19 protein-coding genes and 1 pseudogene are annotated in these 23,256 nt (G+C 54.8%); 16 read left to right on the top strand and 4 right to left on the bottom strand.

Annotated features, from left to right (window positions below; genetic code table 11):
- Nucleotides 1-369: 369 nt before the first annotated feature.
- From OXI60_00100 to OXI60_00070, 7 genes are all read left to right on the top strand, one after another.
- A complete protein-coding gene (locus tag OXI60_00100; GenBank protein ID MDE0308220.1) occupies nt 370-2,235 on the top strand; it encodes an SLC13 family permease in 1,866 nt (621 codons plus the stop codon).
- A 375-nt stretch (nt 2,236-2,610) separates the two neighbouring features.
- Nucleotides 2,611-3,051: a cytochrome c maturation protein CcmE gene (gene ccmE, locus OXI60_00095; protein MDE0308219.1), complete on the top strand. Its 441-nt coding sequence runs from the start codon at nt 2,611-2,613 to the stop codon at nt 3,049-3,051.
- Between the two features lie 15 nt (nt 3,052-3,066).
- On the top strand, nt 3,067-5,046 hold the full coding sequence (locus OXI60_00090) for a heme lyase CcmF/NrfE family subunit (GenBank protein ID MDE0308218.1): 1,980 nt from the start codon (nt 3,067-3,069) through the stop codon (nt 5,044-5,046).
- Nucleotides 5,046-5,591 (top strand): DsbE family thiol:disulfide interchange protein, encoded by a 546-nt coding sequence (locus OXI60_00085; GenBank protein MDE0308217.1) that lies wholly within the window; start codon nt 5,046-5,048, stop codon nt 5,589-5,591. Before OXI60_00090 ends, OXI60_00085 begins: the two co-directional genes overlap by 1 nt.
- Nucleotides 5,588-6,040: a cytochrome c-type biogenesis protein CcmH gene (locus tag OXI60_00080; GenBank protein MDE0308216.1), complete on the top strand. Its 453-nt coding sequence runs from the start codon at nt 5,588-5,590 to the stop codon at nt 6,038-6,040. The genes OXI60_00085 and OXI60_00080 overlap by 4 nt, the downstream gene beginning before the upstream one ends.
- Before the next feature lie 11 nt (nt 6,041-6,051).
- Entirely contained in the window at nt 6,052-7,338 is a 1,287-nt protein-coding gene (ccmI, locus tag OXI60_00075) for a c-type cytochrome biogenesis protein CcmI (protein MDE0308215.1), read from the top strand.
- 288 nt (nt 7,339-7,626) lie between these two features.
- Complete coding sequence (locus OXI60_00070) at nt 7,627-8,169, top strand: glycine zipper 2TM domain-containing protein (protein ID MDE0308214.1); 543 nt, start codon at nt 7,627-7,629, stop codon at nt 8,167-8,169.
- 154 nt (nt 8,170-8,323) lie between these two features.
- Here OXI60_00070 and OXI60_00065 read toward each other — a convergent pair whose 3' ends face one another.
- The gene (locus OXI60_00065; GenBank protein MDE0308213.1) at nt 8,324-10,330 is read right to left on the bottom strand and encodes an FAD-dependent oxidoreductase; all 2,007 of its coding nucleotides are present in this window, start codon (nt 10,328-10,330) and stop codon (nt 8,324-8,326) included.
- Between the two features lie 349 nt (nt 10,331-10,679).
- Here OXI60_00065 and OXI60_00060 point away from each other — a divergent pair, with 349 nt between their 5' ends.
- From OXI60_00060 to OXI60_00030, 7 genes are all read left to right on the top strand, one after another.
- Complete coding sequence (locus tag OXI60_00060) at nt 10,680-11,687, top strand: tripartite tricarboxylate transporter substrate binding protein (GenBank protein ID MDE0308212.1); 1,008 nt, start codon at nt 10,680-10,682, stop codon at nt 11,685-11,687.
- A gap of 184 nt (nt 11,688-11,871) precedes the next feature.
- Nucleotides 11,872-12,378: a tripartite tricarboxylate transporter TctB family protein gene (locus tag OXI60_00055; GenBank protein MDE0308211.1), complete on the top strand. Its 507-nt coding sequence runs from the start codon at nt 11,872-11,874 to the stop codon at nt 12,376-12,378.
- A gap of 113 nt (nt 12,379-12,491) precedes the next feature.
- Nucleotides 12,492-14,021, top strand: a complete 1,530-nt coding sequence (locus tag OXI60_00050; protein ID MDE0308210.1) for a tripartite tricarboxylate transporter permease — start codon at nt 12,492-12,494, stop codon at nt 14,019-14,021.
- A 202-nt stretch (nt 14,022-14,223) separates the two neighbouring features.
- Complete coding sequence (locus OXI60_00045) at nt 14,224-15,963, top strand: thiamine pyrophosphate-binding protein (protein ID MDE0308209.1); 1,740 nt, start codon at nt 14,224-14,226, stop codon at nt 15,961-15,963.
- Between the two features lie 32 nt (nt 15,964-15,995).
- On the top strand, nt 15,996-17,240 hold the full coding sequence (gene frc / locus OXI60_00040) for a formyl-CoA transferase (GenBank protein MDE0308208.1): 1,245 nt from the start codon (nt 15,996-15,998) through the stop codon (nt 17,238-17,240).
- A 66-nt stretch (nt 17,241-17,306) separates the two neighbouring features.
- Nucleotides 17,307-18,218: a methionyl-tRNA formyltransferase gene (locus OXI60_00035; GenBank protein ID MDE0308207.1), complete on the top strand. Its 912-nt coding sequence runs from the start codon at nt 17,307-17,309 to the stop codon at nt 18,216-18,218.
- Nucleotides 18,170-20,131 (top strand): bifunctional isocitrate dehydrogenase kinase/phosphatase, encoded by a 1,962-nt coding sequence (locus OXI60_00030; GenBank protein MDE0308206.1) that lies wholly within the window; start codon nt 18,170-18,172, stop codon nt 20,129-20,131. The genes OXI60_00035 and OXI60_00030 overlap by 49 nt, the downstream gene beginning before the upstream one ends.
- On the opposite strand, the gene OXI60_00025 is transcribed toward OXI60_00030, so the two are convergent.
- Nucleotides 20,132-20,509 (bottom strand): hypothetical protein, encoded by a 378-nt coding sequence (locus OXI60_00025; protein ID MDE0308205.1) that lies wholly within the window; start codon nt 20,507-20,509, stop codon nt 20,132-20,134. It lies immediately after the preceding gene.
- Between the two features lie 181 nt (nt 20,510-20,690).
- On the opposite strand from OXI60_00025, the gene sucC reads away from it, so the two are divergent.
- Together sucC and sucD are read left to right on the top strand one after the other, a co-directional pair.
- Nucleotides 20,691-21,845 (top strand): ADP-forming succinate--CoA ligase subunit beta, encoded by a 1,155-nt coding sequence (sucC, locus tag OXI60_00020; protein MDE0308204.1) that lies wholly within the window; start codon nt 20,691-20,693, stop codon nt 21,843-21,845.
- Nucleotides 21,846-21,854: 9 nt separating this feature from the next.
- On the top strand, nt 21,855-22,730 hold the full coding sequence (gene sucD, locus OXI60_00015; protein ID MDE0308203.1) for a succinate--CoA ligase subunit alpha: 876 nt from the start codon (nt 21,855-21,857) through the stop codon (nt 22,728-22,730).
- A gap of 69 nt (nt 22,731-22,799) precedes the next feature.
- Here sucD and OXI60_00010 read toward each other — a convergent pair whose 3' ends face one another.
- Nucleotides 22,800-22,961: a hypothetical protein gene (locus OXI60_00010; GenBank protein MDE0308202.1), complete on the bottom strand. Its 162-nt coding sequence runs from the start codon at nt 22,959-22,961 to the stop codon at nt 22,800-22,802.
- A gap of 111 nt (nt 22,962-23,072) precedes the next feature.
- Nucleotides 23,073-23,256, bottom strand: a pseudogene (locus OXI60_00005) (transposase).

Genomic DNA, 23,256 nt, shown 5'->3' with positions numbered 1-23,256 from the left:
GCCCCCTTGCGATCGCGAGTCATACCAACGGTTTTCAGTTAACGAAAACGCCTCAATGGCGGTTGCGGGGCCGCACCGGCCGAATTTCGGTGAAATCGGCCTGATAGACAGGACTTAACCCGCATTTCGCTGCATTTTCCACCGATTCATCGATGACAGACTCAAAAGAATCCTATATAATCAAGTCATTAAAAACCTTACCCTACCTGACGACAACATCTGGAACATTACTGAACCAGGATGTACCCAATAAAAAAGTTCAATTCCATTCGTCTGGCATTGTCCGTATGAATTCGGTGTTCCGTTACTTCGTACGGGTGATCGCAGTACGTCAGTGACCCATATTCCTATCTGAATGAGCTGGCGGAATTGACAGAGTCCGTTGCACTTAATGCACAGATGATCGGCGTGCTCGCGATTTTGTCATGCACGGTCGTTCTTTTTGTTACCGATATCATGCGTGTCGACGTGGTTGCGATATTGGTTCTGGTCGTACTGGGACTGACCAGCCTCATTCCCGGTTTTGGAGGCCTGGTTCCAGCCGAGCAGCTGTTTGACGGGTTTTCCTCCAACGCGGTCATCTCGATTATTGCCGTTATGGTCATTGGCGCCAGTCTTGACAAGACCGGCGCGCTGAATCGGCTGGCCGCACGAATTCTGCGAGTCGCCGGCAATGCGGAACGGCGCGTCATGAGCACTGTCTCCGGCACGGTTGGTGTGATTTCAGGGTTCATGCAGAATATCGGTGCGGCCGCACTGTTCCTGCCCGTTGTTGATCGTATTTCCAAGCGCAGTGGCGTATCCAGCTCGCGTCTTCTGCTGCCGATGGGATATTGCGCGATTCTCGGGGGAACGCTGACCATGGTCGGTTCAAGTCCGCTGATCATGCTCAATGACCTGATCATCTACGCCAATCGCCAATTGCCGGATCATGTTGCGGCGATGGAGACGTTTTCGCTGTTTGCTGTGACCCCCATCGGAATTGTGTTGCTGATTGCCGGGGGTTGTTATTTCTTTTTCCTTGGCAAGTATATTCTTCCGCTCGGAACCCAGAAGTCGCTTGAAACCGGTGCGGTCATGTCCTATGTTCAGGATGTTTACGGAATAACCGGGCAGGTCTACGAAGTCTCTGTCAACGCGAACAGCACTATGATCGGCAGGAACATCGGCGAGATCGAGGACGAATGGGGGTATGAGGAGCGCATCATCGCAATCCATAACGGTACCAATCTGGTTGTGGAGCCCGAACGCGATTCCGAAATCGTAGCCAATTGCGACCTGGCCATCATGGGGAGATATGAGAAGGTCGCAGAATATGTCGATTCCTATGGCATGACTCTGAAGAATGAGATCTGGGTCTTTCAGGAAGCATTCAACCCCACCGCCTCCGGCATCGCGGAAATTGTCATTCCGCCGTCCTCACCGGCGATAGGCAAGACCATGGGTGATGTGGGATTCCGCAGAAACTACCACGTCACGCTGCTGGCGCTGTACCGTGATGAGAAGCCGATTCGGGAAAATCTGATTGATGTGACAATGCATGCCGGAGACACCCTGATTGTGCATTGTCCGTGGCGCAATCTGCAGCGTTTTGCCACCTCGCAGGACTTCGTCGTGGCGACGGATTATCCGCGAGAGGATCTGCGCCCGGAAAAATTCCCGCATGCCTGCCTGATATTCCTGGCGACACTCGGACTGGTTATCTTTTCAGACCTCAGGCTCTCGGCCGCACTGCTGACGGGAGCGGTTCTGATGGTCATCGTCGGTGTCATAAAGATTGAGGAGGCCTACAGGTCGATCGGGTGGCAAAGCGTATTCTTGCTGGCGTGTCTGATTCCTCTGGGCATTGCTGTAGAACAGACTCATACTGCGCTGTGGATCGCCCAGCGATTCGTCAGTTTGCTGGCCGGCATGCCCGAACTGGTCATGTTGCTGGCGGTGGCGTTGCTGTCAACTTTTTTCTCACTGATCATGTCCAATGTTGGCGCAACTGTCCTGCTGGTGCCGATTGCGATCAATATTGCCGTTCAGATTGGTGCCAACCCAGCTGTCTTTGCACTGACTGTGGCACTCGCCACATCCAATTCATTCCTGATTCCCACTCATCAGGTCAACGCCCTGATTCAGGCCCCGGGCGGCTACCGGGTGGCCGACTTCATGCGGGCCGGCACCGGTATGACAGTCATCTTCCTGACCGTAGTGATTGTCATGATGTATTTGCTGTACGGGATGTAGGCCTGCCACTTGCCGGATCTGACCGTTTTCCGGGCCGTAGGGGTGGGCCGCGACCGTCTCGGATCCGCACGAGATCCCTGTCATGCCTGACACGACTTCGTTATGGCTTCCTACATTGACAGTCAGACTTCTGATTTTTTGCTAAAATTCACGAACAGCGAAAAGTGACTCTGGCCTTGGTGCCGGAGCGGGCATGTCAGGCCGTCAAAGGCATGACGGGATGCACACCCGAAGGCCTTGTCGGTTGAACTGTACCGCGTTATGTTATTATTCGATCCGGAGCTTGCCACCCGCCGCGGCAGTTGGCGCGTCCCCAACGCCGGCTTTGGCGTTGAGTCGCCGGATCGGTTCTGAGAAGTATAAGAAAGTAGGATTGTGACACCTCGAAGAGCAAGACGTCTGGGCATGGCAGGGTTGATTGTGGTCGGAGTTTCGGTCACACTCGCGCTGACACTCAACACCTTTCAGAGCAATTTGCTCTATTTCATCAGCCCGAGTGAGATCGCCGCGGGCGATGCGCCGGTCGATAGGGAATTTCGCATTGGTGGAATTGTTGTCGAGGGCAGCGTTGATCGGCCGGGTGAGGATATGCTGGTTACATTTGACGTGACCGACACGGTGGAGACAGTACCGGTTCGATTCTCAGGAATTCTGCCGGATCTGTTTCGCGACGGACAGGGAATTGTGGCGAAAGGCAAGCTGGACACACAAGGTAGATTTATTGCCAGAGAGGTTCTGGCCAAGCATGACGAGAACTACATGCCGCCTGAAGTGGCCGATGCGCTGGAAGCCGCCAAGACATTGCAGACAGAATAGTCCAGACGAAAAATCATGATTCCGGAAATCGGCCAATTCAGTTTGATCCTGGCTTTGTGCATGGCGGTTTTGCAGACTGCGCTTCCGGTTACAGGCGCGGCACTGAGAACGCAATCCATCCTGGCCGGTGCACGCTATGCCGCGATCGCGCACTTGCTGTTTCTGCTCATTTCGTTCGCATGCCTGACCTATGCGTTTATCAGCTATGACTTCTCGGTCTATTACGTCGTGCAGAACTCCAATTCCGCGCTTCCGCTCATGTATCGCATATCCGGTGTTTGGGGCGCCCATGAAGGATCGATGCTGCTGTGGGTGCTGATGCTGGCCGGGTGGACTGCCGCAGTCGCCTGGTTCAGTCGGGAGGTACCCGACACATTTTTGGCGCGGGTGCTGGCGGTGCTCGGTGTGGTCAGCGTAGGGTTTTTGCTGTTCCTGATCCTGACATCCAACCCGTTTGAGCGAATTATCCCTGCTGCGGCAGAGGGCAGAGACCTCAATCCGCTATTGCAGGATCCGGGTCTGGTATTTCACCCGCCCATGCTGTACATGGGGTACGTCGGGTTCTCGGTGGCTTTCTCATTTGCAGTCGCAGCCCTGTTAAGCGGGCGGCTGGATGCTGCCTGGGCGAGATGGTCGAAGCCATGGACCAATCTGGCATGGGTATTTCTCACCCTCGGAATCACCCTCGGAAGCTGGTGGGCTTACTACGAACTCGGTTGGGGCGGATGGTGGTTCTGGGATCCTGTTGAAAACGCATCATTCATGCCGTGGCTGGTCGGAACCGCATTGATTCATTCACTCTCAGCGACTGAAAAGCGCGGGTTGTTCAAGTCATGGACTGTACTGCTCGCAATGCTGACGTTCTCACTCAGTCTGATCGGCGCTTTTCTGGTCAGGTCCGGAGTCCTGACATCGGTACACACGTTCGCAACCGATCCGTCTAGAGGTGTGTTCCTGCTTATCCTGATATCCCTTGTAATCGGCGGGTCACTCGCCATCTATGCCTATCGCGCGCCGAGCATCCGCTCTAGCGGCAGTTATGCGATCGTATCCCGGGAGGCTGGAATACTGCTCAACAATATTTTTCTTGTCACCGCAGCCGCGACCATCCTGCTCGGCACCTTATATCCGCTGTTCCTCGATGCACTCGGATTGGGAAAAGTCTCAGTCGGACCACCTTATTTCAATTCCGTATTCATTCCGCTTACGATACCGCTGGCGGCATTGGTCGGGGTGGGTGCAATGTCACGATGGAAGAAAGACCGCATCGGCCGCCTGATGGGAGGATTATGGCCACTTTTACTTTTCAGCATGGTTGCGGGTATCGGACTGCCGTTTCTTGCTGATGGCCCCTATCAGTGGTTGGCCGCAGTCGGACTGACGGTCGCGATTTGGACGACAGCATCGACTGCATACGGTTTGCTTGACCGCGTAAGAAATCGCCCGAACAAGATCAGCGCATTGCTGAGACAGCCACGGGGAATTTGGGGTATGTCAATTGCACATTTCGGAATTGCGGTTTTTGTGGTCGGAGTTACGATGGTCAGTCTGTATGAGACCGAACAGGACCTGAAAATGGTTCCCGGCGATTCCTATGAGTTGGGTGGCGTCGACTTCAAATTTGTCGGTGTGGGGCAGATTCCCATTGCCAACTACATCTCATCGATGGGCACAGTCGAGGCCAGTCGTGACGGCCGACACATCGTAACCTTGCATCCGGAAAAACGATTCTATCCGATTCAGCCTGAACCCCTGACCGAGGCCGGTATCCGACCGGGATTGTTCGAGGACCTCTACGTCTCTTTGGGTGAACCGCTAGGTGACGAGGGGAGCTGGAGCGTCAGAATTCACGTGAAGCCGTTCGTGCGGTGGATCTGGGCCGGCGCGATCCTGATGTCACTTGGCGCGCTGCTGGCATTGGCCGATCAGCGCTTCAGAGTTCAACGCAGGCGAAGCGCGGCAGAGTCCAACATTGCCGCTGCATCCGGGGTTTGATGGCCAAGCGCTCATCTCCCATACGATGGTTGTCCCTGGTTCCGCTCGCCATATTCCTGGTGGTGACGGGATTCTTTGTGCGCGGACTGTTCTTGGACTCGACTGTGGTGCCGTCTGAGCTGATCGGTGACAGTGCGCCATCTTTCGAACTGCCAAAACTTTACTCGGACTCGGAGACATTCGGGCCGGATCAGATGATCGGCCGGCCCTGGATCCTCAATGTATGGGCCAGCTGGTGCGTTGCCTGCCGGGATGAGCATGCCGTTCTGATCGACCTTGCAGCAAGAGGTATTCCGATCGTCGGCTTGAACTACAAGGACGAGGCCAAGGATGCCAGGAAGTGGTTGCGGGATTGGGGAAATCCATATTCAGTGACCGCGGTCGACTACGAGGGTGCGGCATCCATAGACTGGGGCGTTTACGGGGTACCGGAGACATTTGTCATTGATGGTGCCGGGATCATTCTCTACAAGCACATCGGTCCGATATCCGTCGAGACTGTCCAGCAAGAGATTCTTCCTCATTTCGGAGATCAGGCAAGTTGAATACTCGCATTATCGTACTGGTGGGTCTTTTTGCCTTCATGCCGGCAGTCATGGCGGCGCAGGTACTGCTTGAGTTTGACTCTCCGCAACAGGAGCACAGGTATCAAGGTCTCATCGAGGAGCTGCGCTGCATGGTGTGCCAGAATCAGAATCTTGCCGACTCCAACGCCGGACTCGCCCAGGACCTGCGCAATCGAACCTATGAAATGGTCCGTCAAGGCAAGTCGGACCAGGACATCATCGACTACATGGTGGACCGGTACGGCGAATTCGTCCTATATCGACCACCGCTGAAGACGACGACGCTGCTGCTGTGGTTTGGCCCGGTCGTAATTCTCATCATCGCGGTGACGACATTTCTTGTTTATTCGCGCCGACTTCGTCAAAAGCCGAATCTGGAATTGGACGCGGAAGAACAGCAACAGGCCCGGCAAATGCTCGAAGAGTAACAGGCTGAAGCATGACCATTGTTTTTTTTCTGAGCGCGGCAGCGCTCGTATGCGTGGCCATCGCGTTTGTGGTACCTGTCATATTGCGCGAGTCAACCGATGGCAGTCGAATCGCCCGACGACAAAAAAATATCGATGTCGCACGGCAGAGACTGGACGAGCTTGGATCCGGGGAGAGCGATGGCGACTCGACAAGCGTTGAGGCTGCGGAATCCATCCGCAAGGAAATAGAGCGCGGTCTGCTCGATGACGTTGAAGGGATTGAGGAGCACGCAGGCGATGATGATGAGGGGCGCAGAGTGCGGGTTCGGCAGTGGACTGCTGTCAGTGCATCCATTCTGATTCCCGTGTCCGCCGGCCTGCTCTATCTGGTGATCGGCGAACCGGCTGTGATCCGTGATCCAGCCATGATCAGCACACCTGAACCGACCCAGACCGTCGACAGTGGGCAACCCGAGCTCAATATCGACGGTGAGACCATTTCGTTCGAGCAGATGACGCAGCGCGTGCTGACTCATCTGGCGGACAATCCGGACGATATTGAAGGCTGGACGACCTTGGCCCAGCTTTTCATCGCCCAGCAGCAATTCGCCGAGGCTGCCTCGGCTTACCGCAAGATTCGTGAACTTTCAGGCGACAGTGCCGACCTGCTGGTGCGGGAGGCGGATGCACTGGCCATGGCCAATGACGGTGTTCTCACCGGAGAGCCGGAAACACTGATCATGGATGCCCTGAGATTGGACCCGAATCACGGCAGCGGGCTATGGCTCGCCGGCATCGCGGCGGCCGCGCGCGGTGAATATCAGGCCTCACTTAAGTACTGGCGAAGAGCAGAGTCGGTGATCTCCAACGAAGAATTTCTGCTCGAGATCAGAAGATTGATCACTGGCGCCGAGGCCGAAATTGCGGCTGCGGAACCATCCGCTTCGACCTCGGATGCCGAAGCGCCAGGCTATTCAGTGCGTGTCAGTGTTACTGCCGATGCATCTGTGCTGCAGGAAAGTGACGCTGAAGATACACTTTTCGTGTTCGCGAGGGCCAGCGAGGGCCCACCGATGCCGCTGGCGGTGGTTCGCAGTCAGGTTGGCGAACTGCCGCTGCAGGTTGACCTTGACGACAGCCTTGCGATGATGGAAAACCTCAAGTTGTCCTCGTTCGATGAGGTGGTGATTGTCGCCAGAATATCCAAGTCAGGCGCAGCTGTTGCGACCAGTGGGGACTTCTTCGGGGAAATCGGCCCCATTCGTCCGAAAGACCGGTCCGAGGTCAGTGTCAATATTTCCGAGCGCGTCCCCTGAATGCGACGATGGTCCGCCTGAAGAGTTCCTGACACGCCGCCGGCCGGCGTGGATCAGCGGACGGGAGAAGCGTTTCCGTGCTCATGGTTGTGAATTGGGCACAAAGCAAGTCCGAACTGGCGCCGGCCAGCATTGTGCCATTTGAGCCGACTGATCTGATCGCCGAAAATCACTGGTTTAAGTAATCTCAAATGACACTTTCCGCAAGCAGAATTGGACGGATTTGTGTCAATCAACCTACTATACTATCAGAATTATGGGAAATACGCACTATACAGGGAAACAGCAATGATCAAGATCAAATATATTGCTATCACGGTTTTTTCTACAGTGATCGGGCTGATAAATCCGACCTTTGTCTCCGCTTCGGAAAATATCCCATCTATGGAAGCGGAAGCCCGCGTCATCAGGGTTATTGAACGTTACGTCACTGTAATCGAGCAACGACCGGTGGAAGAGTGCCGAAATGTGGAAGTCAGCGCCGGCGGCGGGTCAACCAGTTCGGATACACCGGAACTGATTGGTGCTGTATTGGGCGGCGCATTGGGAAAGGAACTCGACAAGGACGGTGACAGCAAAGAAGGCGCGATTCTCGGCGCGATTCTCGGTGCCTCAATCGCCAGCGACATAGAAAAGAAAAACGCACAGAAATCGACCAGGACAACGACTGAACGCAGGTGTACCACCGTCAATCGGCAAGTCGAAGTTCAGCGGGTCGATGGTTATGATGTAACCTTTGAATATCAGGACAAACTGTTCACCTCGACAATGAAGCGACGACCGGGGGCGACAATTCCAGTGAAAGTTTACGTGCTCCCGGATGAGACATAGGCGGTCGGTACCACCTCAATCAGCTTCCTGAATCACGAATTCGTCAGTTGAGCAGGTTGGGTGAGTCCGCGTCCGACCATACAGGCTGGTCCATTTTGAAAACCGCGCTGGGGCAGTGCTGTTCGTTTTGCTGTTTCCCCGGTGTCGTACAGCCTCAGAGCTTAAGACCAATCATACGTCCCTCATAGGTTGCCGCAGGAGTCTGTCGGGGTGCCAGACAGTCCCCGATGACATGTATGTCAAACCCCTGCTGATCTCCAAGCTCTGATTCGACATCGGTTACGGCGGTATTGACGGTGGCAAGAACCAGGCTGTCAAACCTTGTTTCCGTTATCGAGCCATCGAGCAGATCCATGATTGCGGCTCGGTCACCGAACCACTCGGATACCGCTGACTCGCAGAAAAACTCGGTCCCGGCGGCGCGCAGACGTTCGCGCAAGGCCAGGTCGGCACCGGTTCGGGTGATTTCCCTTCCGACTGTAGGATAGGGAGTCACAATTGTGAGCTGATGCCCCATCTCCACCAGATGCAATGCGGTACCGCCGGCTTTCCAGGTTCCGACATCGTCGAGCAACACAACCGAATGCCCCAGCCTGGCAGTTCGCATCATTACATCCTCAACATGCCAGACGTTGTCCCGATTCACACCCGGCAGTTCATCCCGGGTCGGGAGGCCTCGCTGATAACCGGTATGGGACGGCAGCGAGCCGGTCGCCACAATGACTGCGTCGGCATTGAATGCGATTACGTCGTCAGCGAATAATGGGGAATTGAACCTCAGGTCGACCCCGAGACGGAGCAACTCGCGTTCCATCCATTGCAGATAGTCGGTAATCTGACCTCGCCGCGGCTGCAGGCCGGCGAGCCGGAACTGTCCGCCGAGATAACCGGAGGCTTCCATCAAGGTGACGCGGTGTCCGCGCTCAGCGGCGACCCGCGCCGCCTCACAGCCCGCAGGCCCGCCGCCGACTACCAGAATCTTCCGACTGGATTCGGCCTTGGTGAATCGGTCCCCGCCAAGCTCAAACTCCCGACCGGCAGAAGGGTTCACAAGACAGCTGATCCAATAGTCGCGATAGCGTCGCCCCCAGCACATCTGATTGCACGAAAGACAGGGTCTGATTTCGTCAACCCGATTCTGCATCGCCTTGTTCGCCATGTGTGGGTCGGCGATCTGTCCCCGCACGATACTCACCATGTCAGCACTGCCGGACGCAATGGCATAGTTCGCACTTTCCGGGGTCCTGATATGGCTTTCGGCCTGAACTTTGGCATGGCTGACACACTGGCGAATCTTTGCCGCGAACGGCATGCCCAGCTGATCCTCGTGCAGGGCGACAGGAATGATCATGGTGTAGTTGTAGTAGCCACCGGTTCCGACAGTCACGTAATCGAAAAGACCGCGTTCGTCGTGATAGTGCACGACCTCCTGCATGGTTTCCAACGGCAGCACCTCAGAAACGACCGGGTCGAAACTGGTGCAAACACCGACGATGAAGTCGGCACCGACCGCATCGCGCATGCGAGACAGCAGGTCGACCGAGAACTTCATTCTCTTTTCAAAACTTCCGCCGTAGCTGTCATTGCGTCGGTTGGTGAATGGAGACCAAAACTGCTCGATCAGGGCGTTATAGGCCGCCATCAGTTCACACCCATCGAATCCGGCTTTCTTGGCACGCAGCGCAGCCTGGACAAAACTCTCGGTGATCTCAGCGATCTGGCGATCGGACATTGTGACACTGCCGTCGTGATCGTGCATGGACGGCCGCCCGGATGGAGACCAGTTTGGCATGAATGAATTATCCCAGTCTCCATGCGCACCGACATGATAGAGCTGCTGGATCATCACAGTGCCGTACTCGTGACAACTGTCGGTGATCTTTCGGAAGTGTTCAATGACGCTGTCATCAGCATTGCGAAAATTGCCCCGGGTAAGCACGCCTGTCTGGTGAACCGGGACCGGTTCGACTACGATCATGGCCGCACCACCGATGGCCCGTTCCAGATAGTAGCCATGATGACGTTCGACCGGCAGTCCGTCCACCGCCATGTTGGCTGTATGGGCACCGAAGTTCAGTCGGTGCTTGAGGGTCTTGTGTCCCAGCTGAAGGGGGCTGAACAGATGTTTGAAGTCGGGGGATTCAGCGAGTTCAGTGTTCATGTGCTAAACCATTCGGACCTGGTGTGTCGGGTGCCGGGCCCGGGAATGATGTTTGTACTTTGATGATAAAGTCCGACTGGTCGCAGAATGATAACACACGCGGCTGCCACCGTTTCCGGGTTCGAGCAGGTCAGTCCGCGAGGTTTGTCCGGACCGTCCGTAAAGTGACGGCAGCTGTCCGGCTGGCGGGATGCGGCTGTGATCGCGATCGGTCTGTGAGGTTGACGTGTTCGCAAAAAATAACTTGGTGCGGATTGACTTTGTTTTACAATCGTACTTTCGGTATCTCGCATACCGTGAGTCAAAAACAATCTAAAGCCTCGATTGAGGCGAGAAGGAGAAAGGACTTATGGCAATTATTTTTTCCAAATTCAAGATGATCGTTGCGCTGGCTGCAGCGTTGGTCATATCAACGGCAGGACTGGTTTCGCCAGCGGTGGCTGACTGGTCGCCGAAAAAACCCATCGAGCTGATTATCATGGCTGGTGCGGGCGGTGGTGCAGACCAGATTGCGCGCTTGCTGCAGGGCTTGGCCGAACAGAAAGATCTGTCTCCCCGGCCGATCATACCAATCAACAAGCCAGGTGGCTCCGGAGCGGAAGCTCTGCGTTACCTGCAAGGTAAGGAAGGCGACGACCATACCATATTGGTCACTCTGAACAGCTTCTACACGACGCCGGTCATTCAGAAAGACATTGGTGTCGATGTGTCGAATTTCACGCCGATCGGCCGCATGGCGGTTGATAATTTCGTACTGTGGGTCAATAGCGGCCGCGACGACATTACCGATCTGGACAGTTACATTGCAGCGGTCAAGTCGGCCGGCAACTCCTGGAAAGTCGGTGGTACCGGCTCCGGACAGGAAGACTCGATCCTGACAGCGATGATGGAAAAGGAATTCGACTACGATGTCACCTATATTCCTTTCCCAGGCGGTGGAACCGTAGCGAAGAATCTGGTCGGAAATCACGTTGACTCAACTGTGAACAATCCGGCGGAACAGAACGAGTTCTACCGAGCCGGCGAAACCAAGCCGATTGTTCAGTTCACAGCAGATCGGCTTCCTGCGTATCCTGATGTTCCCACAGCCAAGGAACTTGGTGTCGACATGCAGTATTACATGCAGCGATCCATCAATGGTCCTCCGGGAATGTCCGCCGATGCCCAGAATTGGTATATCGCACTGTTCAAGGCGCTGTTCGACTCAGCAGAGTGGCAGCAGTTCTGTACAGATGACGGACTTGCGTGTGATCAGTGGCTGGCAGGCGACGATCTCGGCATGTACCACCAAGAGCAGATTGCGTTGCACAAGGATCTGATTGAAACGGTCGGTGCAACTGCAATTACAGGCGAATAATTTGTAATTATTCCCATACCTTACCTGAATGCGTACCGGTGCGGAACCAACCCCGCACCGGCACGTGTTGTCTGGTCATTTGCGAGGAACTGCTTGCGGTTTGAGTCGGCTGCATTCAAGTACTCACACCTTCCTCAAGCAGTTGCGGGCCTATAAGAAAACGAATCAGAGAGGATAGAAGGCCATGACAGTTCGCACCGCGGAACTTCTGTTCGCCATATTGCTGGCACTGTGCTCCATCGGCCTGATGATCAAGAGCGCTGAACTGCGTATCCTCTGGGTACCTGAACGCGGACCGGGTTCAGGCGCCTGGCCGTTCTGGCTATCGGCAGGCATGCTGCTCGCATGTTTGGCGACGATTGTCCGGTGGTTTCGCAAGGTAACCCCCGAGTCCACAAACTACGACCTGTACATGACCCGAGAGACTGCATTGCTGGTCGGCATATCGTCCGGGTCGATCGTATTTTTATTGGCTGTGACACATCTGCTTGGCATCTATGCCGCATTGTTCCTGTTTCTTCTGTTCTATCTGAAGTTTGTCGGACGGCATTCCTGGCTGGTGACGGTCACCATGATGATCGTGGTGCCCGTGTTCATATTCTGTCTGTTCGAATGGGCCTTGAAGATACCGCTTCCGAAGTCGATTTCAGAACCGTTGTTCTACCCGATTTACGATCTCATGTATTCGTAATTTTTGCAATGGCAGTCTTTAATTCAGCTGACAACGCAGACCGAAGCGCTTACTGGATAGCCGGTAAGGAACAGAATCGGCCAGCCCCTGTCAAATAGTCACCTGATCTCGCAATGGAAGAAATCATCCTGCATCTGATGGGCGGCCTGGCGGACGCGTTGCAGCCCCTGAACCTGACAATGATCATTGTCGGCTGCACACTGGGTCTTCTGATCGGTGCGATGCCGGGGCTCGGATCGGTCAATGGGGTGGCGATTCTGTTGCCGATTACGTTTCTGGTGCCTCCGACGGCTGCGATTATTTTTCTCGCCGCAATCTACTATGGTGCGATGTACGGCGGCGCGATCAGTTCAATCACTTTGGGTATTCCAGGTGCGTCCACGGCTGTTGCGACGGTGTTCGACGGAAGACCCCTGGCGCAGGCAGGACATGCGGACCGGGCATTGACCGCGGCTGCGGTCGCGTCGTTTGTCGGCGGCACGATCTCGGTGGTGCTGTTTACCGCATTTGCTCCGCCGCTTGCTTCATTCGCCCTGAGATTCGGCCCGGCCGAAGAATTCGCTCTCATGGTATTGGCGTTTGCGACTTTCATCGGTCTTGGCGGTGACGATATACCGAAAACCATTTTCTCTATCCTGATCGGACTGGTCATGGCCTCGGTCGGACTGGACATCATTTCGGGCCAGCCCAGGCTGATCTTCGGCAATATTGACGGATTCCTGCATGGAATCAATTTCCTCGTATTGGCGATCGGCATCTACGGAATTGGAGAGATGCTCTGGACGCTTGAGTCCACCAAGGGCGAAGTAATGGTGCACAAGGTCACCATTTCCTGGCAGCGGATGAAGCACAATTTCAAGGACATCTCGAACTACATCAAGACGACGACACTGGGGTCCGCCCTGGGTTATTTCGTAGGAACCCTGCCCGCGGCAGGCGCGACCCCGGCATCCTTGATGTCCTACGGTCTCGCCAAGACGTTCAGCAAGGAACCTGACACTTTCGGCAAGGGCAATATATCGGGCGTCGCGGCCCCCGAAGCTGCCAACAATGCCGCCTCGACAGGCTCCATGCTGCCGATGATCACACTGGGAATTCCGGGCTCTCCGACAACTGCGATCCTGCTCGGTGGCATGATTATCTGGGGGTTGCGGCCGGGACCCTTGCTGTTTACTGAAAACCCGGAATTCGTCTGGGGACTCATCGGCTCGCTGTATATCGCGAATTTCGCCACATTGCTGATCAATCTGGCGTTCATACCATTATTCGTCAAGATACTGACCCTGCCGTTCAGCATCCTCGCGCCGGTCATCTATATTCTGTGCGTGGTTGGCGGCTACGCGCCGACTCAGACGATGCACGACGTATGGCTGATGCTGGTTTTCGGTGTGGTGGGTTATCTGCTTCGCAAGCTGAATTATCCGGTTGCACCGGCGGTCCTTGCAATCGTGCTGGGACCCTTGGCCGAACGCTCGCTGCGACAGTCCCTGATCGGCTCGCATGGGGATGTCACAATTTTCTTTGAGCGTCCGATCTCCGCGGTCTGTATCGCCATTGCGATCGCACTGATCTGCTATCCCCTGTTTCAGAAGTTCAGGAATCGCCGGCGCACCAGCACAGGAATGGGTACGGGGCAGGGTTAGCGCCCGGTCGGCTTGGCTGTGCAGGAGATCTCGCAAAGGGAGCAGGAATTCGCCATCGTCATGAGCAACGGTTTGGTATACCGAACAGACACTTATGCCAACGAACTACAGAAGTTCCGGTTTCGGAGGGAACTGACCGATTGACCCGAGTCAATCCATCAGCCGGAAGGACAAATTAGGTGAGAATTGAGAGAATTGGACCATGAATGATCATACAAGAGATACTGCGACCGACACTCTGGCCCGGAAGGACAAGAGTGGACACGTCATATCCGGCGGGCATCTGGCTGCCAAAGCTTTGGCAGCCGAGGGTGTGGACACCATTTTCACTTTGTGCGGCGGCCACATCATCGACATTTACGATGGATGCATCGACGAAGGCATCCGCATCGTGGATGTACGGCACGAGCAGACTGCGGCTCACGCCGCAGATGGCTACGCGCGCCAGACCGGCAAGCTCGGCTGTGTCGTAACCACTGCCGGTCCCGGGTGTACGAACGCGGTAACCGGCATTGCGACCGCATTCAGGTCAGAAAGTCCGATTCTGCATATCGGTGGACAAAGTTCCCTGACACAGCACAAAATGGGATCTTTGCAGGATCTTCCTCATGTGGACATGATGACCCCCATCACCAAATTCGCGTCTGGCGTGTATTCGACAGAACGGGTAGCCGACATGGTTTGCATGGCAGCACGCGAGTGCTTCAATGGTGCTTACGGTCCTTCGTATCTGGAAATTCCACGTGACATTCTTGATGCTGAGATTCCAATCGAAAAGGCCGTCATTCCGAAACCGGGACATTACCGCGCATCGGTCATGTCAGTCGGTGATCCTGCTGACATCGAAAAACTGGCGGACATCCTGGTCAATTCTGAACGTCCTGCAGTGTTGTTCGGTCAGCAGGTCTGGGCCTCGCAGGGGCATGAGCAGGCGATCGAATTCGTTCGTGCATTGGACATTCCCGCGTACATGAACGGTGCCAGTCGCGGAATGCTCCCCGAAGACGATCCTCATCACTTTGACCGCACGCGACGCGATGCGTTCTCCGACGCGGACGTAATCATCATCGTCGGTACACCGTTTGACTTCCGTATGGGATACGGCAAGCGCATTTCGACTGACCTGACTCTGGTACAGATCGACCAGAGTTATGCCACTGTCGGCAAGAACCGCGACATCGATTTGGGAATCGCCGGAGATCCGGGGAACATTCTTAAAGCTGTTGCACAGGCCGCGAGTGGAAGAATTGACCATGGCGCACGCCGCAAGCGTCAGGCATGGATGAAGCATCTCAGACAGATTGAGGCCAAGAAGCTGGCTAAACTGATGCCGATGTTTATGACCGACCGCAATCCGATTCATCCCTATCGGCTGGCATACGAAATCAATCAGTTCCTGGGAGACGACTCAATCTATGTTGGTGACGGTGGCGATATCGTAACGATATCGGCACAGGCTGTGCGCCCGCGCAGACCCGGTCAGTGGATGGATCCCGGAGCGCTCGGTTCACTCGGTGTGGGCACTGGATTCTCAATGGCGGCAAAACTCGCCCATCCCGACAAGGAGGTTGTCTGTCTTTATGGTGACGGTTCGTTCGGCATGACTGCGTTTGACATGGAAACATCCCAACGGTTCGGAGCGCCTTATCTGGCGATCGTCGGCAACAACTCAGCCATGAACCAGATTCGCTACGGGCAGATTACGAAATATGGCATGGAGCGGGGAGATGTGGGCAATAAACTGGGTGATGTACCTTTCAGCAAGTTCGCCGAGATGATCGGTGGTTACGGCGAGGAAGTTCATGAAGCGGCGCAGATTCAACCCGCGCTGCAACGGGCGCGCGAGGCCATCGCCCGTACCGGCAAGTGTGCGGTCGTCAACGTTTGGGTCGATCCGAACGAATATGCGCCAGGCACAAAAGCGCAAACTATGTATAAGTAATATCAATAACTTTCTGATTTGGAGTGTTAGACATGAAGGCGCTTGAAGGTGTAAAAATTCTTGATTTTACCCATGTTCAGTCCGGCCCGACATGTACCCAACTTTTGGCTTGGTTCGGTGCGGATGTGATCAAAATTGAACGCCCTGGCGTCGGCGACGCCACGAGGAAGCAATTGGTGGATGTGCCGGGGGCTGATTCGCTGTATTTCACCATGCTCAATCACAACAAACGTTCGGTCACACTGAATACCAAGACAGAACAGGGTAAGGAAGTATTGGAGCGATTAATCCGGGATTGTGATGTTCTGGTGGAAAATTTCGCGCCCGGCGCGTTGGATAGAATGGGATTTGGCTGGGACAGGGTCAGGGAAATCAATCCCCGTATGATCATGGCGTCGGTCAAGGGTTTCGGCCCCGGGCCGTATGAGAACTGCAAGGTTTATGAAAATGTTGCCCAGTGTGCTGGCGGTTCAGCCTCCACGACCGGATTTCGGGATGGTCTGCCCTTGGTGACCGGCTCGCAGGTTGGTGATTCCGGTACCGGATTGCATTTGGCGCTGGGTATTGTGACAGCACTATTTCACCGTGAGAAAACCGGGCGCGGTCAGAGGGTTTTGGCGGCAATGCAGGATGGCGTCCTGAATCTGTGCCGCGTAAAACTGCGCGATCAGCAACGCCTGGCAGCCGGACCGCTGAAAGAGTATTCACAATATGGTGAGGGCGTACCCTTCGGTGGCGCCACTCCGCGTTCAGGCAACGATTCCGGCGGCGGACAGCCTGGTCGCATTCTGAAGTGCAAGGGTTGGGAAACCGACCCCGATGCCTATACATACTTTATTACCCAGGCTGCGGTGTGGCAGCGGATCTGCGACGTGATCGACAAGCCTGAATGGAAACAGGACCCGAACTATGCAACTCCGGATGCACGCCTGCCCAAGCTCAATGAGATTTTCGATACGATCGAGCAGTGGACCATGACAAAAACCAAGTTTGAGGTCATGGAAATCTGCAACCCGCTGGATATTCCTGTGGGTCCGATTCTGTCAATGAAGGAGTTGTCACAAGAGCCTTCATTGCGCAAGACCGGCACAGTTGTTGAAGTCGATCATCCGCAACGAGGCAAGTATTTGTCGGTCGGCTGTCCGGTCAAGCTGTCCGAGTCTCCTGCCGAAGTGGTCCGCTCGCCGCTGCTCGGTGAGCACAGTGACGAGGTTTTGTCAGAACTGGGTTACTCCGATGCTGAAATTGGCGGTATGCGTGAAGCCGGTGTTGTCTGACCGGTCGCGCCGCACGCAAAGCCCGAGCTGAGGTCAGTTGGATCGAGTAGAAATGGAGAACACAGTATGAGAATTGTTGTACATGGACAGCAAGCCTTCGGTCAGGCGGTATTGGAGAAACTGCTTGAGCGCGGTGAGGATGTTGTCGCCGTCTGCACAGCACCGGACAAGGAAGGCCGGCCCGTGGACGTGCTGAAACAGCTGGCGCTGGAACGAGACATTCCGGTGCACCAGCCAGCATCATGGAAAACCGACGAGGCTATTGAATTGATGAGGTCATTCGAAGCTGATGTCTGCATGATGGCCTACGTGTTGCTTTTTGTACCGTCGACCGTCCTGAATGTGCCAAAATTCGGTTCCTTCCAATATCATCCCTCATTGCTGCCTATGCATCGGGGACCGTCATCAATCAATTGGCCTATTGCAATGGGCGCGACCCGTACCGGTCTGACCATATTCTGGCCTGACGACGGATTGGATGAAGGTCCTATTCTGATGCAAAAGACCTGTGACATCGGACCCGATGAGACATTGGGGGACATTTACTTCAAGAAACTCTTTCCCATGGGTGTCGACGCGATGATCGAATCTCTCGATCTTGTCCGAAATGGTACGGCACCGCGAATCGCACAGAATCTTGAAGACGGATCCTACGAATCCTGGTTCGGCAGCGACCAGTCCGAGCTGGATTGGACTGAACCGGTGTCAACGATATACAACATCATCCGCGCCGCCGATCCACAGCCCGGAGCATGGACGACTCACAAGGGTATTGTGCTGAAAATCTACGACAGCGCGTGCTCAGACGGTGTCGGCACCGCCGGTCAGGTCATCGCTGTTGATGACGAGGGGTTTGAGGTTGCTGCGAACGGGGGATCGATTCAGGTTGGCCGAGTTCGCGCAGACGGCGGAAAACTTCCGGCTGCTCAATGGGCTGCACAGGTCCAGCTCAAAGCGGGAGAGATCTTGGGGAGCTGAGTGAGCCGCAGGCCGAGTTTTCAGACACCATTGCCCGGTGTGAGTTGTTGCAGCAACTGGCAATGTTGCGACCGCCGTGCAGACTTGCGCATTATTACCTGACTGAGATTGAGCGTTCTCGCCGGCGATTGACGTTGCAATATATCGACCTTCAGAAAAAGGACAGTTCGCCACTCGGCGATTCGCAATCAAAGCTTGATCGCGTCGCCGATCTCGTATTGGAGGAATTTCGGGACTTCTATCGTCAGTTCAAGGAGATTCCGCAACTCTCAAAGCAGGCGTTCGAAAACCGCGACCACGCACGTTCACTCCGGTTGAGCAGTCGGCGGCTGCGGCTATACAGCACCAGCATCCGGGAATTCAGCAACTATGTGAGAAAGGAATTTCCCGAACTGACGGGTGACGTGGCGTACTGGGACGAGGTTGAGAAAAGATACCGTCAATTGGTCGAAGGCGAATACGCCGCAGACCTGTCAGTCGCCTATCTGCATTCGATCCGGCGCAAGCTATACCACGGGGAGTGGCGGGTTGATGACTATGCCATCTACCGCAGTAAATATGAAACCGATGAGGTGATGGCAGATCAATTGGTCAGATATGAGATTGGCGATTCACTGACTGAGGAGCACGTCAGGAAAATGCTTCTGACCGTGAATTTTGAGGTGCCGTTTGAGGATATCGATCGGGATGCCAGACGTATAGTCCAGCGAACCAATCGAAATCTTGGTCTCGAATCGCGTCTCGCGAAAGGCCCGGCGACGATCGAAATGTTTCTGGCGGGATTTTTTCGTAATCGCGGTGCCTATCTGGTCGGCCGCGTGACATTCGACCGCGAACGTTACCGTCCTTTCATCATTGCGTTGCTGAATGGGGAAAATGGAATTTATGCTGATGCGCTGATCACCAGCGTGACCTATGCACACAATATGTTCAGTTCCACACTGGCGAACTTCCATGTCACCAACTTTCATTATCACGAACTGAGTCGCTTTCTGCGCAGCATCATGCCGATGCGTCCATTGGGATTGCACTACTCGACCGTAGGCTATAACCATCTGGGCAAGGTTGCGGTCATGAATGAACTGGAAAGTGAGTTCGAGACTCATGGGGAGCCCATGCGCGTCGCACCCGGAAAACCGGGGACGGTCGCAATCGGATTTTGCATGCCACAATCCGCCTACATACTGAAGGTATTGCGGGATGAGCCGACTGGCGACTACAAATGGGGGCAGTTCGGTGGTGTCGAATCCGTGCTCGAGAAGTACAGCAAGGTGCATGTCATCAATCGTACCGACAGCATGCTTGACAATATCATTTACTACAATCTCCGATTGGATTCGTCGTGGTTTGATGAGGAATTGCGCGACTTGATGCTGAATTTTGCCAAAGACAGCGTTCGTTGCGAAAATGGCGCACTGATTTTCCGTTACCTGGTAGTCCAGCGGCGTCTCACACCGCTGCCGCTGTATCTTCAGGATGCGACACCCCATCAGGCCGGGATCGCGATCAGCAATCTTGGCTACTGTATCAAGAACAACGCGGCGGCGAACATTTTCAATCGAGATCTGGATGCGCGCAACTACGGTGTATCTTCTTACCTGAAGGTGTATCTGTACGATTACGACGCATTGGAGTCGCTGACCGATGTCAAGATCCGTACCAACGTCGATCGATTCGATGGCGAAGAGGACATTCCGGATTGGTATTTTGAAGACGGCGTGGTCTTTTTGCCCGAAGAGATAGTTGTCGGGCTGTGTCTGCCCCATCGCGACCTGCGTCGACGCTTTGCCCAAGAACATGTGTCGCTGCTGAGTGTCGATTACTGGACTTCGCTTCAGAACGAATTACAGGCGGGTAAGGTTCCGCTGGTCAGTGTCTATCCGGATACCGAACGGCTGACCGATGATGAGTGACTATGCCGGTGGCGTCGCAATCCACAATTCGAATGCCCACGCGGTCAGGTAATAGACCAGCAACAACTGTCCGAGCAGTACAATCGTTCCGGTCCAACGTATGATTGCGGCACCGGTCGTGCCCAGCTCACCGTCACTGCGCGAGACAATGACTCTCGCCAGAGCGCGATGCAAACGGGCTGGAACAGCGCCGATGATTCCCCCGGCGACGATCAGCCCGCAGACCAGGAATACGAAACCTCTCAGATTGAAGAGATTTTGCCAGGCATCCGTTTGCCAGCAGAAAAACGCAGTGACACCGACAAATGCCATCGCTGCGAAATTCAGGACCAGTCGAGGTGCAATTGCATAGATCAGGTTTTTGGGTAGTCCCGCCATTGGAAATTCTCAAGCTCACTGCAAAGGCAATCTGAATATATAACGATTCGACCGGACACGTGACAACTCAATTGCCGACACCCGGCCCGGCAACGACTGCCCAAAGTCAGTGCCACATCAAATCAGTTCAGGTAAAATGAGGTTGAGTCTATTGTGATGAATCTGAAACGAATGCAAGCCAATGTTCGTCCATGAATATCAAGCGAAAAACCTGCTGAGTCGATACGGCTTTGCCTTTCCCTCTGGAGAAGTCGCCTATTGCGCCGACGAAGCTCAGGACGCGGCAGCACGGATTGATGCCGACTACTGGGTGGTGAAGGCACAGATCCTGGCGGGTGACCGGGGTCGCTTTGGCGGTATCAAGGTTGCCCGTACCCAGCCGGAGGTTGGCACACTGGCCCGGACGTTGCTCGGGCACCGATTGGTGACGCCTCAGACCGGGGCGGCTGGAATGTCCGTCAGATCAGTCTATGTTGAACAGGGTTGCGATGCCGACCGGGAGATGTATCTCGCGTTGCTGCTTGATCGTTATCGACGGGAACTCATCATTTTGGCCGCCGCGTCGGGCGGTAGTGGAATCGAGACCGCATTGGATGATTCGTCACAGTCGGTACACCGACTTGCCGTATCTGTCAATGAGCCGCCCGGAGCAGCCGCACTGGCCGGGCTCGCGAATGAAATGAATCTGGAAGGACCGCTTGCATCGGAATTTGCCGCTCTTTGCCGACAAATGCATCAGGCGATGGTCGATCTGGATGCACTTTCCATAGAGTTGAACCCGCTGGCAGTTGTTGGAGACGGTCTCATCAGTCTCGATGTCAAGATGGAATTGGATGACAATGCGCTCTACCGGCATGAGGAATTCGCTGAAATCCTTGACCTCAACCAGGAATCCGATCGACGCATCAGGGCGCAAAGCGGGTACAACTATGTCAGGCTTACAGGAAACATCGGACTTTTGGTCGGTGGTGCCGGCCTGGCGCTGGCAACCATGGATCTTCTGAAGCTGAACGGCATGGAGCCGGCCAACTTCCTGGATCTTCCACCGATTGCCTCCCGCTCGGACGTATCGGATGCCTGCGAGACAGTTGTCCAGGACGACTCCGTCGGGGCACTGTTTGTAAACGTCGTCGGTGGCGGACTGACTCACTGTGATACTGTGGCGGAGGGACTGATTACCGCAAATGCCAAAGTCAGAATCAGAAAGCCGATCATAGTGCGTTTTGCCGGAACGAAAAGAGAGCATGGCCTGACGTTGCTCCGGAATTCGAAAATACCATTCCAGATGGCGAATACGATGAATGATGCCATTGAATTGTTGAAAAAAGTACGCTGAGTTGAAATTGTGAGCATACTGGTTGAATCGAACACTCGCGTGCTGTGCCAGGGCATAACCGGCTACAGGGGAAGTTTCTTCTCCCACCGCGCAATCGAATATGGGACCGCGATGGTTGGAGGTGTCGTGCCGGGGAGAGGAGGGCAAAAGCACCTCAACCTGCCTGTATTCGACACAGTCAGCGAAGCCAGGGAATCGACCGGAGCTACAGCATCGGTCCTGTTTGTTCCTCCACACGCTGCAAAAACTGCGGTCATCGAGGCAATCGATGCCGGCATCGAACTGATCGTCTGCATTACTGAAGGAATACCGATGCTTGATATGCTCAGGATCAAGGAAAGGTTGTCGGAATCCAATTCGAGAATGATCGGCCCGAATTGTCCGGGGATCATCGCACCGGGCAAGTGCAATATCGGTATCATTCCCACATCGATCTACGAACCGGGTCGGATCGGCGTGGTATCGAGATCGGGAACGTTGTTCTATGAAGCGGTCGCACAGCTGTGTAACGATGGTCTGGGTCAGTCAACCTGTGTCGGAATCGGTGCCGATGTGATCCAGGGCATGGCATTCACCGATTGTCTGGAACTGTTCTGTGACGACTCAGAAACGGATGCGGTGCTCCTGATCGGTGAGATTGGTGGTGCAGCGGAAGAGGACGCGGCAAAATATCTTTCGTCAACCAGCTATCCGAAACCCGTACTGGGGTATATTGCAGGTCGGCATGCTCCGCCAGATCGGCGAATGGGTCATTCAGGCGCGATCATTTCAGCCGGGCTCGGTGGCGCGGAGCGGAAAATTGAGATGCTCAGGGATGCCGACGTCACCCTGATCGAATCACCGGTGGAAATCGGACGGGCAGTCCGCAAGGCAGTCCGTCGATGATGCGATCCATCCACAGCGACCTGACACGAAAGTAAAGGGAATAATCGTTTATAGTTGACAGGTGTAAACTCAATCCGATTTTTTCGATTTCCTGGAATATTTCTGCCTGTCGGCGTTCTGCATGGATTTCGGCTTCACACCCATCAGAATGGATACGACATCGTCGAATTCGAAGTCGGTCATGGGCGGGACATCGCCTTGCGGAGCCGGCTTTCGAGACTGCTTTGACACGGTTCAATGCCGGTCAGTGAATCCGGCCATTGTTCCATCGACCAGATCAGTGTATTTCAGCCGTTTGCCGAACAGACCGCAGATGGTGGTGTCGATCTGGACCTTGGTGTCCAATTCACGAACATTCTGTCGGGCGCTGAACTCGTCCACATACTTCTGCAGGTGCTTGGGGCTCATTTTGTGATACACGCCGTAGTAGCCGCGCTTCAGACAGGACCAGAACGATTCGGTGCCATTGGTATGCGCCTGACCCCTGACATACTCACCAACCGAATGTCTGACCGTCTCATGCCTG

It is taken from the genome of Acidiferrobacterales bacterium (assembly GCA_028820695.1).
In the GTDB taxonomy this organism is placed as follows: Bacteria; Pseudomonadota; Gammaproteobacteria; order Arenicellales; family JAJDZL01; genus JAJDZL01.
This window is presented reverse-complemented; position numbering and strand designations above follow the sequence as displayed.